At 45.1% G+C, this 15,093-nt stretch carries 12 protein-coding genes and 5 tRNA genes; 4 read left to right on the top strand and 13 right to left on the bottom strand.

The genetic code is table 11. The features are described 5' to 3' along the window. Positions 1 to 105: 105 nt before the first annotated feature. Genes exbB through KI655_RS11780 form a run of 3 tightly spaced genes read left to right on the top strand, consistent with a single transcriptional unit; the run spans position 106 to position 2,352 of the window. Positions 106 to 951, top strand: coding sequence for a tonB-system energizer ExbB (gene exbB / locus KI655_RS11790; protein WP_285405120.1), 846 nt, complete (start codon positions 106 to 108; stop codon positions 949 to 951). 1 nt (position 952) lies between these two features. After that, the gene (locus tag KI655_RS11785) at positions 953 to 1,375 is read left to right on the top strand and encodes a biopolymer transporter ExbD (RefSeq protein WP_150869647.1); all 423 of its coding nucleotides are present in this window, start codon (positions 953 to 955) and stop codon (positions 1,373 to 1,375) included. A 5-nt stretch (positions 1,376 to 1,380) separates the two neighbouring features. Beyond that, positions 1,381 to 2,352, top strand: a complete 972-nt coding sequence (locus KI655_RS11780; protein ID WP_285405117.1) for an energy transducer TonB — start codon at positions 1,381 to 1,383, stop codon at positions 2,350 to 2,352. Positions 2,353 to 2,519: 167 nt separating this feature from the next. Here the strand turns inward: KI655_RS11780 and dld are convergent, their stop codons facing one another. The 3 genes from dld to KI655_RS11765 form a co-directional block, all read right to left on the bottom strand. After that, positions 2,520 to 4,226: a D-lactate dehydrogenase gene (gene dld, locus KI655_RS11775; RefSeq protein WP_150869649.1), complete on the bottom strand. Its 1,707-nt coding sequence runs from the start codon at positions 4,224 to 4,226 to the stop codon at positions 2,520 to 2,522. Positions 4,227 to 4,558: 332 nt separating this feature from the next. Further along, entirely contained in the window at positions 4,559 to 5,461 is a 903-nt protein-coding gene (locus KI655_RS11770) for a LysR family transcriptional regulator (RefSeq protein WP_285405113.1), read from the bottom strand. Between the two features lie 211 nt (positions 5,462 to 5,672). Continuing rightward, positions 5,673 to 5,746: transfer RNA gene (locus KI655_RS11765), tRNA-Cys, on the bottom strand. A gap of 255 nt (positions 5,747 to 6,001) precedes the next feature. On the opposite strand from KI655_RS11765, the gene KI655_RS11760 reads away from it, so the two are divergent. After that, complete coding sequence (locus tag KI655_RS11760; RefSeq protein ID WP_285405112.1) at positions 6,002 to 6,790, top strand: lipase; 789 nt, start codon at positions 6,002 to 6,004, stop codon at positions 6,788 to 6,790. A 31-nt stretch (positions 6,791 to 6,821) separates the two neighbouring features. On the opposite strand, the gene KI655_RS11755 is transcribed toward KI655_RS11760, so the two are convergent. From KI655_RS11755 to KI655_RS11710, 10 genes are all read right to left on the bottom strand, one after another. Then, positions 6,822 to 7,328 (bottom strand): hypothetical protein, encoded by a 507-nt coding sequence (locus tag KI655_RS11755; protein WP_285405111.1) that lies wholly within the window; start codon positions 7,326 to 7,328, stop codon positions 6,822 to 6,824. Positions 7,329 to 7,537: 209 nt separating this feature from the next. Then, a tRNA-Cys gene (locus tag KI655_RS11750) sits at positions 7,538 to 7,611 on the bottom strand. A gap of 53 nt (positions 7,612 to 7,664) precedes the next feature. Continuing rightward, positions 7,665 to 7,751: transfer RNA gene (locus KI655_RS11745), tRNA-Leu, on the bottom strand. A 184-nt stretch (positions 7,752 to 7,935) separates the two neighbouring features. Further along, positions 7,936 to 8,043 (bottom strand): cytochrome bd-I oxidase subunit CydX, encoded by a 108-nt coding sequence (gene cydX, locus KI655_RS11740; protein WP_285405109.1) that lies wholly within the window; start codon positions 8,041 to 8,043, stop codon positions 7,936 to 7,938. An 8-nt stretch (positions 8,044 to 8,051) separates the two neighbouring features. After that, positions 8,052 to 9,188 carry a cytochrome d ubiquinol oxidase subunit II gene (gene cydB, locus KI655_RS11735; protein ID WP_285405107.1) on the bottom strand — a complete coding sequence of 379 codons (1,137 nt, stop codon included), beginning with the start codon at positions 9,186 to 9,188 and terminating at the stop codon, positions 8,052 to 8,054. 12 nt (positions 9,189 to 9,200) lie between these two features. After that, positions 9,201 to 10,787: a cytochrome ubiquinol oxidase subunit I gene (locus KI655_RS11730; RefSeq protein ID WP_285405105.1), complete on the bottom strand. Its 1,587-nt coding sequence runs from the start codon at positions 10,785 to 10,787 to the stop codon at positions 9,201 to 9,203. Between the two features lie 154 nt (positions 10,788 to 10,941). Next, a complete protein-coding gene (locus KI655_RS11725) occupies positions 10,942 to 12,360 on the bottom strand; it encodes a PLP-dependent aminotransferase family protein (protein ID WP_285405103.1) in 1,419 nt (472 codons plus the stop codon). Between the two features lie 217 nt (positions 12,361 to 12,577). Continuing rightward, complete coding sequence (locus tag KI655_RS11720; protein WP_285405676.1) at positions 12,578 to 14,443, bottom strand: methyl-accepting chemotaxis protein; 1,866 nt, start codon at positions 14,441 to 14,443, stop codon at positions 12,578 to 12,580. A 337-nt stretch (positions 14,444 to 14,780) separates the two neighbouring features. After that, positions 14,781 to 14,854 (bottom strand) — tRNA-Cys (locus KI655_RS11715). Positions 14,855 to 14,910: 56 nt separating this feature from the next. Beyond that, positions 14,911 to 14,997, bottom strand: a tRNA-Leu gene (locus KI655_RS11710). Positions 14,998 to 15,093: the final 96 nt, after the last annotated feature.

Here is a 15,093-nt window from a genome sequence, read left to right as displayed (position 1 = left end):
TAATTAAAATTTCTTTACGGTTTTTTTAATTTCATTCGGTATAGGTAGCGACAACGTGGAAATTTATTCCACCAGCCTAATTCAATCCCTAGTGAGTGATACCTAATGACAACGCTTTTTTTTCGTATCGCGTCAGTGTTTTTAATGCTGACGTTTTCCCATTATTCTTTGAGTGATACGTCGATTCAACCTATCTCCGATACTGTGGTCTCAAACCAACAGATTGCCCCACCTTCAAATCCATTGATCACCCACGATCTTTCGCCGATGGGAATGTACCATGCTGCAGATTGGGTAGTTAAGTCGGTTATGATCGCTTTATTAGTGGCTTCCATTTTGAGCTGGGCAGTCTTCATTACTAAGCAGATACAGCTCGTTCTTGCTACGAAAAGAACTAAGCAACTATTAGCAACCCTAGTGACCGCAGACACTCTTCAGCATGCGGAATCCGCTCTTACGCTACAAGCAGGGCAAGAAGTCTCCGTAGTGACCGCTGCACAGCACGAAATCTATATGTCCGGTCAAGGCCCTGCGACTCATAACGGCATTAAAGAACGCGTTCAATTAAGACTTGAGCGAGTTCAAGCAGAGTTAACCCGAGACATGACGTCACTGACGGGCATTTTGGCAACCATAGGTTCAGTTAGCCCATTCATCGGCCTATTTGGTACAGTTTGGGGAATTATGAATGCGTTTATCGGCATCGCGAAAGCCAAAAGTACGACGCTTGTCGTTGTGGCCCCTGGTATAGCTGAAGCACTACTCGCAACAGCGATCGGTTTGGTTGCCGCTATTCCTGCGGTGATGATGTATAACTATTTTTCTCGACGTATTGGACACTATAAAGCACTCCTAACAGACGTGTCTGTTGCGACCATGGTACTTGTTAGCCGAGATTGTGACCGCGATACCAATGAAGAGACGCCATCACAATTAAAGCAGGTGGTGTGATATGGGATTTCAAACATCTTCAGACAGCGATGAACTGGTGGAAAACCACGATATCAACGTGACACCCTTGGTTGATGTAATGCTCGTTCTACTCATCATTGTGATGGTAGCAGCACCATTGGCTACCGTTAATGTACCCGTCGATCTACCTTCATCTTCTGCTGAAGCCACACCTTTACCTGATGAACCTTTGTTCCTTACCGTTGGTAAGGGGCTAGAGCTGACATTAGGTGAGGATAAGACTTCAACGTTAGAACAGCTACCATTTGATCTTCCGCTACTTATCGAGGACCAGAATCAGAGAATTTATCTAAGAGCTGACAAAAGCATTACCTATGACGAACTCATGAAAGTCATGAACACACTTGTACGCGCCGGATACAGCCAGATTGCGCTCGTTGGTTTAGAAACGCCGCAGGGGTAATAAGCATGAGTATTTTTGCCACCTTAAGGGTCCGATCACGTAAGCCTCGTCGGCCTTGGTTTGTCGTCGGTTTTGCATTGAGTGTTGCCCTTCACTTATCTGCTCTTGTTTATTACCTTTGGACACCTGAGTACGATTTTGCTCCGCCTCCGCAAGCTGCACCCATTAAGGTTACGATTGTTGCCCCTCTTGCGATGGCAAAAATGCAAGTAGAAGATACGGAGATAGGCGAAAATCAACCTGAGATAATTCAAGAGCAGATGATCCAAGCTGCAACGGTTGAGGAGATACAACCAATCGTCAAACCGAAAGCTGTGAAAGAGCAGCCAAAGTTCGTTGAGGTTGAGAAAGCAAACGCGCTTTCATCAGCAATCAACCAAGAGGCCAAGCCGGAAAAAGAGACGAAAACTAAACCCGAGGAGCCAAAACAGATTGCGAAAACGCCTGTACCACCTAAAAGTCGTCCAGAGCCTCCCGTTGTCAAAAAGACGAAACCTAAAGTCACCCCCGATCCCCAAAAGGCGATTGTAAAACCCGTTCCGATTGAGAAACCGCGTCCAATCAGTGATGATCTCAAAGACCAACAACAAATCGTGCAAACAGCAAAATCTCAACCTAATTTAATGGCTGAAAATAGCCAGCAGCAAGCGAGTGCGCTTCGGGTTGGACAACTTTCTGAAGCGGGAAAAGCGGCTAAAATTAATTGGCAGCAAGCACTTCATGCACATCTTGAGCGAGAAAAGCGTTACCCCAGAAAAGCGAAGCGCATGAAGAAGAAAGGCATGCCTGTTATCAAATTTACAATGGATCGCCAAGGTAATGTGATTGACGTCGTGTTGGTTAAAAGTTCGGGTACCCTTTCGTTAGATAACGAAGCTGTCGACCTTGTTTACCGCGCTCAACCATTAATTAAACCCCCGACGAGCATAACTGGTACACGCTTAAGCCTTACTCTTCCAATCAACTTTAGCTTTTGAGTCATTTGTATTTGAAGTATTAACATCGCAGGTTCGATCTTCAAACCCTTACTCAAACTCTCAAACTCTCAAACTCTCAAACGCCTAAATGCTCGAACTCAGGCGCTATAAAACAACAAAGCCACTCGTTGAAGTGGCTTTGTTTATTATGTTTCGATTAAAGCTCGTTAGGCACAGCAGTTACAATTACGGCGATACTTGTCCATTTTACCGATACCTGGGTTAAAGGTATTGGTTGGATCGAGCTGATGGTAGAACTTCTGTAGTGAGTTTTCCGCTTCGTACAAGTGTCCTACGTTGTGCTCCGCTGGGTATTTCGCGCCACGGCTATTCAAGTGTTCTAACATCAATCGCTTCATGCGTTTTGTGTCTGTTCCCTTTTTGAAGATGTAATCTTGGTGGAATACAAAACACATAAAGTGACCGTAATAGAGAGGCATCACAAGGTTATCTGTCACCTCTTGTGGCAGTGTTTCTAACCACTCCTCGTCGTTACGTCGTAACGCAATATCGAGTGCGACAATGTCCTCTACTTCATTTCGATGGATGGTTTCGTAACGAATCGCCGCTCCTGCTGCTGCAAAACGATTCAGGTACGCTTTCTTACCTTCTTCTGCGGTACACTCAAAGTAATCTTGGTCTGGTTCTGCTGCCCACACCTCTTTAAGATATTTCTTAGCCTCATCAATACCGCCATCACTCATCTTTAAGATCAAGTGGTGTTCGTATTTGTCACGATAATCTAGCAACCTTTGTGGTAAATGTTGCGGGAACAATTTACTCGCATAGTACAAAATCGTATCTGGCAGATGTTTACTAACAAACGGGATTCGTTCTAAGGTATTTTCAACCTTGGCTTTTAAAGCAAACATCTTTGGTAAGTTGTCCGTACCAAGATGATCGATGGATAGGAATACATCTTTGCCGTACTTCTCCGCCATATTAAAAATATCACGGTGCATGTACTCGCCCATTTCAGGCAGATTCTCAAACTGAGTCAAAAAGTCTTTGCGTAGCTGAGTGAGTTTCGCCGGATCATTTGTACCAAGATAAAAGACCTGCTCTTTGTCAGGTACTGGGTAGCTATCAACACGTACTGCAAAAACACCAAGCTTACCGGCACAGCCGCTGGCTTCAAACAGTCGGCGATCATCCGCATTGAATCGTGAAGGAATGTCAGAGGTAACGTCTCTTACGCGCTCGTCATACTCTTTGTCAGAAGCCATGCGATCATCATGAACCACTTTACTTGGGTCGAAGTTTCCGTCTTGAATGTTTTGTAAGATTTCTTCTGGCGTCTCGCCAAGACCATCAATGCCTAAATGGTTAACTAAATGAAGTTTGCCGTCTTTATCGACTTGAGCGAATATCGCAAGCTCAGTGTAGGCAGGGCCACGCTTCACTAGAGCGCCACCGGAGTTGTTCGCGATACCGCCAACCACTGTCGCACCTAAAGAAGAAGAACCGATAACAGAGTGTGGTGCGCGGTTAACCGTTTTTAGTGTTTTTTCTAGGGAGTGTAAGCTCGCACCCGGCAGACAAACTGCTTGCTTGCCACCATCAAGAAGGTGGATCTGTTTCATTTTAGTGATATTGATAACGACAACATCGCGATCATAATCGTTACCGCTTGGTGCAGAACCTTCTGTTAAACCAGTTTTAGCAGCCTGCATAATGATAATGCAGTTAGCTTCGACACATTGCTTAATAACTTTCCACTGTTCTACCAAGGTATTTGGAAAGACAACGGCCAGTGCAGAGCCACCACCAGAGCGAAAGCCCGAACGGTAATACTTGGTTTTGATATCGTCGGTTAACACATTGTCATCACCCACGATTACCTTGAATTGATCAATCAGCTGCTTTTGTTTCATATCCATATCTCTAATTATTATGCCCAGCCACTATAAGCAGCCTGTTATACAGCGTCTACGCTGCTGATCTCGCCAACACTATCCAAAATTAAGCTTATTTGTAATAAAGCTAATATTTTCATTAAGTTAACTAAAACAAACTTCAAAATTTGAGCAAGAAACAGATTGTTTCTTTATGGAAACAATATCAAAACCAATCATTAACAGCTGCGTCACACATCCAGTTATTGCAAATGCGTGGCTTACACCGACTAATATTCGAGATGTGAAGTGAGGTGCCAAGCATGAGATACCGAGCAGAAAAAGAACTAGAAACTTTGCTTAGACTTAGCCTAAAACTGATGGCTGCGCTTTTGAAACCCTTGGTACAGGTGTTCAATAAAACGCTTCACCTTTTCAGGTTGCTGACGTGTATAAGGGTAAACCGCATAAATGCCTAAGCACTTGGCTGTTTGTCCTTGAAAAAGTTGGATCAAACGCCCCTGCTCTAAATCATCATGAATCAAGACTCTAGGTACGTAAATGATCCCTTGCCCTAACAAAGCCACATTTCTTAGTGCCGATGAATTATTGGTACACAGGTTACCATCGACTTTGACTTGGTAAAGTTCGTCGCCCGCTTTAAAGGCCCACTCTTTTGCCCCTGTCTCTTGGTAGGAGTACGCCAAGCAGTTGTGTTTGACTAACTCTTGAGGGGAATCTGGCTTGCCATTTACGGCGAGATATTTTGGAGAGGCACACACAACCCAGTGCGCATCCACCAGCTTACGTGCAATCAGGCTTGAATCAGGGAGTACACCAGTTCTTATCGCCAAATCAAAACGATCATTCACAATATCCACAAATCGATTATCCAAATCCATGTCGATATTTATGTCCGGGTACTGCTCATTAAACTCTGCGATGACGCTCGGTAAAATCAACTCACCAGATATTGTTGGAACGGTAATTTTGATGTTACCCGATAGGTTCTGCCCTAGGCCGACAATTGACTCTTCGGCTGTCGCAACCGCTTTATATACGCGTTTCGCCTGCTCATAAAACGACTGACCCGCTTCACTCAGCTTAATACTGCGCGTCGTTCTATAGAGAAGTTGCACGCCCAGCTCTTGCTCTAACTTAGAAATACGCTTGCTCACCACCGATTTAGTCAACTGCATTTGTTTGGCAGCGCCACTAAAAGAGCCTTGCTCCATTAAGTGATAAAAGATGATGTAATCGTCGGTACTTCTCATGAATACTCACAGGTTATTGGAAACAGGGTAATTCTAGGCGTTTTTGGATCAAAAAGCTGACTCTAAGTTCACAGTTGTCACTAAGCCCGCTAATGATGCTCAGTCAAATCTTATAGGGAATTGGCATCAGCGATAAATATCATCGGGCTTGCTGAAATTTAGGTATAAAAAAAGCCAGCATTAGCTGACCGAATTTGGAATGATATTGAAATGGAGGCGCCTCCCGGAGTCGAACCGAGGTCCACGGATTTGCAATCCGCTGCATAGCCACTCTGCCAAGGCGCCTTCATGTGTCCTATTTACAGTAAATTAGGTCACTGTCCCATGCTGATGCTTGAGAACGGGGTGTACTATAGCGCCTTCAAAAATAACGTCAACAATTGTCTATATCTAATCGGTCTGTTCGTTGCTGCTTTAACCAATTCTTGTGTAAAACGACTGCATCGCCCTCATTGAGAGTCATCATAACCATACTGATTGTCATGGATCTTTCACAATTGCCCACTAAGGTAAGAAGTAAAGGGACGATTGGAATAAAGTTTGAAACCACTTAAAAGATACCAGTATGAAAGGTATGCCGTTTTATGCAATCTCGCCTACCCAAGGGTATTCAAACAAACACGCTATGGGTTTGACCCAAACGGGCAACGAATCATCAAAAATCAGTTTGGGAAAACCATGATCCGTGTGCTGTGGAGTGAAGCGGAAACTGAAGTGATTGTGGTGATCAAAGGCTCGCATAGCCTCAGTGATTGGCTATTAAACTTCGCGTTATGGACAAGAAGCTGCAAATCGATTGGGCTCAACTACCGTATCCACGCAGGGTTTTATCATCTTCTGTTTCAAGAGAGCCAACCCAGTAGAAACGAAGATACGCTCGGCGCTTCAGTCTTCGAACGTTTAGAAACAACACTCGCGCCACTCATTGAAAAAGGCAAGCGAGTTACCATCACCGGACACTCTTCTGGCGGAGCGATTGGCTGCGTTTTCGCTGATTACCTGAATCACAAATACCCTAAGAGCATTAAACGTGTCGTGACGTTTGGCCAACCCGCGATTGGCAACTGGCAATTCAAGCAGCGCTATTCTCTTAACAAGAAAACCTACCGTATCTGTTGTGATTTAGACATCGTGACTTTCATGCCGCCTATTCCCCTTATCTATTGGCATGCAGGCAGAATGCTCTGGCTTTACAACGGTCGAATCTATGAGAACACTCCAACTCTAATTCGCTTTGGGCGCTCGCTATTAAGCTGGGTGATTCGTCCCTTCTCGTATCACTTAATGAGTAAGTACATTCGCAACAAAGATTTCTTTGATCAGAGATAACACAAGATATGAACGCCCCTTGATTGATTGGCTAGCAGTTTATCGAAGAATAATAGATATCTTTTTGGCTCGCGAATTCAAACTCGAACGTGTAGGTATTGCCATAGTTGTCCGACGCCGTGATCAACAACTTACCGGGTTTACCTTGTACTCGAACAGCGTCAGACGTATACCAAGCACGGTAAACTTCACTAACGACATAATCTGATGAAAGCGTCAAAGGTACAGACGGTAATTCCACATCATTGCTCACCACTTTATTCAAAGTTACTTCGACATTATCGTATTCAGATTCCGTTGATAGAGTCAGCGACAGTGTGTTTTCTTCTAAGGAGAAATGAGGATAAGCTCGAACCGTGATTCCACCAGCACGCTGCTCTAACCCATCATACTTGGCTTTATGGTACCCACAGCCTGCACTCGCCGTTTCGACTTGCCCTAACTTAACCACAGGTTTGTAGTAGTCACGAGTCGTCGGATAAAGCACACAGCCCGCAAGCATAGTAACGAGAGAGAAAACCAGAAAATTTCTAAACATGAGGGATTCCTTTTTAGTTGAACCCAGTAATTATGAACAGTGTTTTATTATTATGCTCGTTTTAATTACACACGCTTACAACGGGCGTCGACGTCTAGTCAGATATTGAAGCGCTCGTTCCCTTACAAGGTCGAGTTATATTATTGAAATCAAAGAAATAGAAGAATTGAGATACAAAAAAACCAGCACTAGGCTGGTCTTTTGTAATTTGGAGGCGCCTCCCGGAGTCGAACCGAGGTCCACGGATTTGCAATCCGCTGCATAGCCACTCTGCCAAGGCGCCAAATTGTGCGAGTTTTAAGAGGTCGACTCTGTTCCCTCTTGCGAGTAAGTAGATGGTGCCCCGGGCCGGACTTGAACCGGCACAGCGCGAACGCCGAGGGATTTTAAATCCCTTGTGTCTACCAATTCCACCACCAGGGCAACGCAATCATGCGATGGCAACACCATCTCTCAGCGACTTATGCCGCGAGAACGAGAAGTACTTTAACGGATTGAGCAACGGAATCAATAGATATTTAATCTTTTTAATTCATATGCTTATTTATCGAACTTAAAGATTAATAACAAACCATGTTGCTCAAAGCGTACTCGCCTAACACCGACATTAATCCAGCAAGTCGGTATTACTTTCCTCTTTCTCAAGTCCAATGAGATTCAATACCGTGAATGCAGAAGCGAGTAATAAGCCAAGAATCCAAACGAAATACCACATAAACCCTCCTAATACAGTGAGTGACTGTTTTGTTCAACGTACTCATTATCGAGTCGACCAAACATCGTTCGATAGCTAAAAGCGGTGTAACCCAGAATGATCGGCACCATCACAAACGCCACGCCGGTCATGATATTGAGGGTCAGTTCACTGGATGTCGCATCCCACAGCGTCAGGCTGAAATTCGGGTTGATCGTCGAAGGCACGATAAATGGAAACATGGTAAATCCAGCCGTTAAAATGATTGACGTGTTGCTCAAGCTTGAACTGATAAACGCCGCCAAATCTTTCTTTAGTCTTGCAAAGATGAAAGTCAGCATTGGAAACGCTACGCTGCCTAACGGTGCGAACCACATCCAAGTATGGTTTTCAAAATTGCTTAACCACATCCCCTCTCCTCCGATAACAACCTTGTTTAACGGATTAGAAACCGCGTTGTGATCGAGTGTGCTGACCACTTGAAAGCCCATCAACTGGTCCAAAACGAGTCCGCCGATTATCATAAATACGAAGGTCGCTAAGGCACTCATTTGTGTCGTTGTTCTCGCCTTGGTATAAATTGCACCTTTTGTTTTTATTAACAACCAAGCTCCACCTTGGGTTAACGTCATCGACAACGCGACTAAACTACAAAGCAAACTGAATGGGTTAATGAGTTCGATAAACGATCCGTGGTAACTGACCATCAACAAGCTATCCAACGAAAACGGCAAACCTTGGATTAAGTTACCAAAAGCCACACCAAACAGGACAGGTGGGAAAACGCCAGCAAACGTAATCGCAGCATCACATGCCTGCTTCCACACCTTGCTTTCAACTTTTGCTCGATACTCCAATGCCAGTGGGCGCAGCCATAAGCCGATGAGAACCAAATACATCGCCACATACAGACTTGAAAATACCGTCGCATAGACCATAGGCCAAGCTGCAAACAAGGCGCCGCCAGCGGTAATCAACCATACTTGGTTTCCGTCCCAATGCGGTGCGATTGAGTTGATCATCACACGCTTTTCAGTATCGGTTTGCCCAATCACTGGCAACAGTGCACCGACACCCATGTCAAAACCATCTGTTACCATAAAGCCAATCAAAAGAACTCCAATCAGCACCCACCAAATTACTTTTAACGTCTCATATTCAAACATATAAAATCCGTCCTACTGCTCTACTTGTAATGCCAACTTGGCTTCAACCGATGGTTTTGTTTGTTCATAGTGATATCGCCCTGTTTTCAGACTGCTTGGGCCTTTGCGTGCAACCGTCACCATCAAGTAACTTTCAACGATAATAAATACGGTATAGAGGCCTAAGATAAGCGCGAGCGTAAACAATACGTTTTCAACAGACTGCTCGGACGCGGCCATCGTGACTGGTAAAATTTCTCCAACCGCCCAAGGCTGTCGGCCATACTCTGCAACGAACCAACCGGCTTCAATGGCAATCCAAGGCAGAGGAATCGACCACAATGCGGCCTTCAGTACCCAAGGTTTGGCAGTGATTTTCTTGCGATAGGTTTGTAAAAATGCAGCACTGAACACGATCAGCATCACGATGCCGCAACCCACCATGATTCGGAAAGACCAAAATAGTGGCCACACCGTTGGAATGGAGTCATCTGCAGCGAGCTGGATCTGCTGCTCAGTGGCGTCAGTCACCGTTTCGGTATAACGCTTTAGAAGCAATCCATAGCCGAGGTCTTGTTTAACCTCATCAAACGATTTAACGGTTTCATTGGAGCTGTCTCCAGCGCGCAAGCGCTCAAGTAAGTCATAAGCCACCATACCGTTGCGAATGCGTTCGATATGCTGTTCACGTATGTCATGCAAACCCGTCACTTGTTCATCCAAAGAGCGCGTCGCAATAATGCCCATGACATAAGGGATCTTTACGGCATAGTCTGTTTCACCCTTATCCTGATTCGGTAAGCCAAACAAGGTAAACGCTGCAGGGGCTGGCTCGGTGTGCCACTCTGCTTCTATCGCCGCCAATTTCACTTTTTGTACGTCGCCAAGCTCGTAGCCAGATTCATCTCCTAGTACAAGAACAGAGATAATCGATGCCATACCAAAACATGCCGCGACTGCGAACGAGCGTTTAGCAAAGGCAATGTCTCGACCTTTAAGTAGGTAGTAAGCACTGATACCGAGAATGAACATGGCACCGCACGTATACGCTGACGAGACTGTGTGAAGGAATTTCACTTGAGCAACAGGATTAAGCACGACATCAGCGAAACTGGTCATCTCCATTCGCATCGTTTGGTAGTTGAACTCCGAACCAATCGGGTTTTGCATCCAACCGTTCGCGACAAGAATCCATAAAGCGGAAAAGCTCGAACCAAGCGCGACTAGCCAGGTCACAATCAAATGCTGACGTGCAGATAAGCGATCCCAACCAAAGAAAAACAAGCCAACAAAGGTCGACTCTAAGAAGAAAGCAACCAAGGCTTCGATGGCGAGAGGCGCACCGAAAATATCGCCAACGTAGTGTGAATAGTAAGACCAGTTGGTACCAAACTGGAATTCCATCGTGAGACCTGTAGTCACGCCCAAGGCAAAGTTAATCCCAAACAACTTACCCCAAAAGCGGGTCATGTCTTGGTAGATTTGCTTACCTGTTAGCACATAGATCGACTCCATGATCGCTAATAGGCAGGACATTCCAATGGTCAGAGGAACGAAGAGGAAATGGAACATTGCCGTCAACGCGAACTGCAAGCGTGATAATTCAACAACATCAAACATTAAAGCTCCAAACATCATAATGATGACTTTCATACATAAGTTGGAGCGTATTTCAGCACAGTTCTCACGAACCAAACTAGAACAGATCAGCCACTAAAAATTAGAACAGATCAGATATTCATGTCGAGAAAACAGTTGTAGACCACCAGCCCTTTTAACCTTGCGATTCCAGCTCTGAGACTAGCTGGCCTAAGGTTTTGATGGCTCGAGAAATTTTGTCATCGCAGGCATAAGAACAGTTCAGGCGAATATGGTGGTTGAAGCGCTTGTCACCACTGAATATGATCCCCGGCGCGACAGAGATATTCTGTTCTAGTGCCCGATCATAAAGCGTCTCGACGCATACATGTGGCGGCAACTCAATCCATAGGAAATATCCCCCTTTTGCGTTATGAACCTTGGTGCAATCGGGTAGGTGCTGTTCCAACAAATTAACGTGTTGCTGCTTGCGTTCATTCAGTACTTTCCTAAGCTTCTTCAGGTGATTATCAAAGCTATAAAAAGTCAGATAATGGGACAGAGCCAACTGGATGGGAATACTACTAGAGAGCGTAGCAAGGTGTTGTAAACGCTGAATCTTTAAGGCTTGTTTTCCTGCCACCACCCAACCGATTCGAAAGCCGGGAGAGAGTGATTTTGAAAAAGAACCACACAGCATGATGTTTTCATTCTGATCGTACGCCTTGGCAGGCAAAGTAGATTCACTGCCAACATACAACTCACGATAGACATCATCTTCGATCATTGGGATGTTGTAGTGATTGACCAACTCAGCAAGTCTCTGTTTGTTACCACTGCTCATTGAGTACCCTACTGGGTTTTGAGCCGCCGTCATAAACCAACATGCTTTGATATCCATAGATGAGAAGACCGACGACAACACATCCAGATCAATTCCAGACTCCGGATCTGTTGGGATCTCTACTGCCGTCAGGTTTAAGCGTTCTATGGTTTGAAGTACGCCATAAAAAGCAGGATATTCAATCGCGACTAGGTCACCGGGCTCAGTACAAGACTGCAAACACAAGCTAAGCGCTTCCATTGCACCAGACGTAATTACAATGTCGTCGGGAAGAACGTTTAGCCCATTCACTTGATAGCGTTGAGCAATCTGTCTTCTCAATGTTTGGTTACCGGGTGGTAAGTTGGTCAGCATACTGTTGTCTGGCATCTGTCGGCTTGCATTACCCAAACTGCGCGACAAGGCTTGGTGCGGAAATAGCGACGGGTCAGGAAACGCAGAGCTTAAAGGAATGATGCTTGGATCTTTGGCCTTTTGAAGCACGTCATACAACAGATCACTGATTCGCACGTGATAAGGAGTGATTGGTTTTTGATTGGTTTCTTTACTTACCAGCACATCACGACGCGGCAACACAAAGTAACCAGACTTAGGTTTGGAGTAGATATAACCTTCGGCTTCAAGCTGCTGATACGCTTGGAGTACTGTTTCAATACTGAGGTTATAGCGCTTGCAGGAGTTGCGTATCGATGGGAGCTTCTCACCACTCAACCAAATATTGTGTTCTATCTGGTTCTTTAACTTCTCTGCTAATACCTGAGACTTCTTCATACCAATCATTCAACATACTTAATGGTTGCCAATAAGGTTACTGTAAGAGACGCAGATAGCAAGCAATACAGACGCTTAGCGTTTTACGCTTATATTTTTTGCTTATAGCTGGCGGAGTGTAGTTTTAACTGCGAATTGAAGTGCGGGCACCAAAACGAAAAAGCACAGACTCGATGGCCTGTGCTTTATTGATTGTGTTACTAAGCTACATTGACCTCTATAGCTTAAAGCGGCTTAGCTCCTGTTTAAGATCAGTGGCAAGTTGGTTAAGTTGATCCGCTTGTACCACCGCATCTGACGCATCCAACGCCATCACATCACTCACTTCACGAACCGACTCTGTATTGGTGTTGATTTCAGCCGTCACTAACGACTGTTCTTCTGCTGCCGATGCAATCTGAGTCGCCATGTCGCTGATCACCTGAATCGCCTCACGAATCTGCTCTAGGCTTTCACCCGCTAGGTTCACGTCATTAACACTGGTTCGGGCCATATCATGACTCTGATTCATCACTCGCACCGCACCATTGGTCGCTTGCTGTAGGCGCTTGATCTTGTCTTCGATCTCTTCTGTCGATGCGTGGGTGCGTTGTGATAGCACTCGAACCTCATCAGCAACAACAGCAAAACCTCTGCCCTGCTCACCTGCACGCGCAGCTTCAATTGCAGCATTAAGCGCCAGTAAGTTAGTCTGCTCTGCAATCTCTCGAATAGTGGCAAGAATGGTCGCGATCTGTTGGCCGTGCTCTTCTAGCTCACTGATGATCGATACTGCACCGGTTAGCTCGCTCGCCAGTTCATTGATCGATGCTTGGCTTTTCTCCATTTGATGGAAGCCTTGCTCACTCAGTTCTACCGAATGCGTTGCGCTCTTAGCCGTATTGTCGGCATTGGCGGCAATCTCTGAGGTCGCGGTCGCCATTTCAGTCACTGCGGTTGCAACCATAGTGATTTCATCTTGTTGCTTACCCACACTCTCGCTTCGTTTCATTGCACTTTGATTGGCATGGTTCGCGCCCTGCGTCATTGCAGAAGAAACGGTACTCACGTTTTTCATCATGTCATGCAGACGATCGATAAAGATATTAAACTTATCCGCCAACTGACCCACTTCATCTTTGCTCGATACTGTGAGGCGTCGAGTAAGGTCACCCTCACCTTCTGCGATATCTGCTAGTGCTTCACCAACACGTCCGAGTTCCACCAACTGACGTGCAACAAACCAAGAGGTCGCAACCGCCATTACAATCAGAACCACTAAGCCTGTTGTGATTTGGTTTAAAAGCATAGTAAACAGGGGCTGCTCTAGAACTTCCTTATCCATCTCTATCACTAGCATCCAATCGGTATTTTTGATTGGTTCAGCCATGATCACTTTATCAACGCCATCTACATCGGCATAAAGCGTCGTCAAATTTGCAGCGGCTGAGTTAAGGCTAGAGATATTCAGCTCTGGCGCAATATCCGAGATCTTTTTCAAGATAAAGTCTTGGTTGTTATGCGCCACAACTGTGCCCTGCTTATCAATCAAAATCGCATGGCCGTCACCCGGTACAGGAATCGCTAACACGTCTTGAATAAGTTTATCCAATGCAAGGTTAGACGCAGCAATACCGACAATCTGACCGTTTTCAAATACTGGATCGGTAAGCGTGACCACTAGTGTTTGCATTGTGACGCTTACGTAAGGTTTAGTCGTAATCGCTTGATTAGCCGCAAGTGTTTCTTTGTACCAACCACGTAGGCGTGGGTCATAACCCGGTTTATTCAAAGATGGATCATGACGGAACATTTCACCTTCTTTATTACCGTAGTAACTTAAACCAAAGCCGCCTGACACCAATGTTTGGCGTAGGTGCGGTACAACATCTAGATCTGGGTTTAGGGAGATTTGTTGCTGTAGGCCGTTTACCGCTTGCTTCTTATCGTGGAACCAATCGCCAATACCTTTAGCGTGAGCATGAAGCGTATTACGGCTCTCACTCTCTATCGCTTGCCAGCTATTGGTTTGAAACGTTTTGTAGCCAATGAATAGTAAAATGGCAGATGTCACCGCAATCGCCAAAACCACAGAGAAAACCATCTTTCTCTTTAGACTAAATTGCATAATTAAGAGCCTCTTATAAAACTTAGAACATGAGTTAGTGTTTTATAGTCTCATCTATGCAACTGATTTTATGAGAGTTTCGACTCAATAATGAAACAAGTTGACTAGCATTAGTCAATATGTGACTTGTGTAATACCAAAGTATTAGAAAACACGCTACCGCTTCTTTTGATCAACGGCTTTCTGCATCCAATGCTTTTCGTTGGTCTATACAGTCCCAAGCATTAAGGCCTAATAAGAAAGAAGTGTTTAAAACAAAAGATAAAATTCAGATGCAAAAAAACCAGTCACTAGGACTGGTTTGATTGAATAATGGAGGCGCCTCCCGGAGTCGAACCGAGGTCCACGGATTTGCAATCCGCTGCATAGCCACTCTGCCAAGGCGCCTTAATTTGATTATCGTAGTCTAAGGTAACTACGTGTCTCTTTATAAGAGAAATAGATGGTGCCCCGGGCCGGACTTGAACCGGCACAGCGCGAACGCCGAGGGATTTTAAATCCCTTGTGTCTACCAATTCCACCACCAGGGCACGCAATTCTTTATTGCGATGCCGTTACGATTCGTAAACACCATCTTAATGTCGATGCCAATCAACATTACAAAATTTTGGAGCGACACACGAGGT

The organism is Vibrio sp. D404a, assembly GCF_030248535.1.
Lineage (GTDB): Bacteria > Pseudomonadota > Gammaproteobacteria > Enterobacterales > Vibrionaceae > Vibrio.
This window is presented reverse-complemented; position numbering and strand designations above follow the sequence as displayed.

What these genes read in the sequence shown, in the direction of transcription:
- exbB (WP_285405120.1), top strand. Translation starts at nt 106, where the DNA reads ATGACAACGCTTTTTTTTCGTATCGCGTCAGTGTTTTTAATGCTGACG.
- KI655_RS11785 (WP_150869647.1), top strand. Translation starts at nt 953, where the DNA reads ATGGGATTTCAAACATCTTCAGACAGCGATGAACTGGTGGAAAACCAC.
- KI655_RS11780 (WP_285405117.1), top strand. Translation starts at nt 1,381, where the DNA reads ATGAGTATTTTTGCCACCTTAAGGGTCCGATCACGTAAGCCTCGTCGG.
- dld (WP_150869649.1), bottom strand. Translation starts at nt 4,226, where the DNA reads ATGAAACAAAAGCAGCTGATTGATCAATTCAAGGTAATCGTGGGTGAT.
- KI655_RS11770 (WP_285405113.1), bottom strand. Translation starts at nt 5,461, where the DNA reads ATGAGAAGTACCGACGATTACATCATCTTTTATCACTTAATGGAGCAA.
- KI655_RS11755 (WP_285405111.1), bottom strand. Translation starts at nt 7,328, where the DNA reads ATGTTTAGAAATTTTCTGGTTTTCTCTCTCGTTACTATGCTTGCGGGC.
- cydX (WP_285405109.1), bottom strand. Translation starts at nt 8,043, where the DNA reads ATGTGGTATTTCGTTTGGATTCTTGGCTTATTACTCGCTTCTGCATTC.
- cydB (WP_285405107.1), bottom strand. Translation starts at nt 9,188, where the DNA reads ATGTTTGAATATGAGACGTTAAAAGTAATTTGGTGGGTGCTGATTGGA.
- KI655_RS11730 (WP_285405105.1), bottom strand. Translation starts at nt 10,787, where the DNA reads ATGTTTGATGTTGTTGAATTATCACGCTTGCAGTTCGCGTTGACGGCA.
- KI655_RS11725 (WP_285405103.1), bottom strand. Translation starts at nt 12,360, where the DNA reads ATGAAGAAGTCTCAGGTATTAGCAGAGAAGTTAAAGAACCAGATAGAA.
- KI655_RS11720 (WP_285405676.1), bottom strand. Translation starts at nt 14,443, where the DNA reads ATGGTTTTCTCTGTGGTTTTGGCGATTGCGGTGACATCTGCCATTTTA.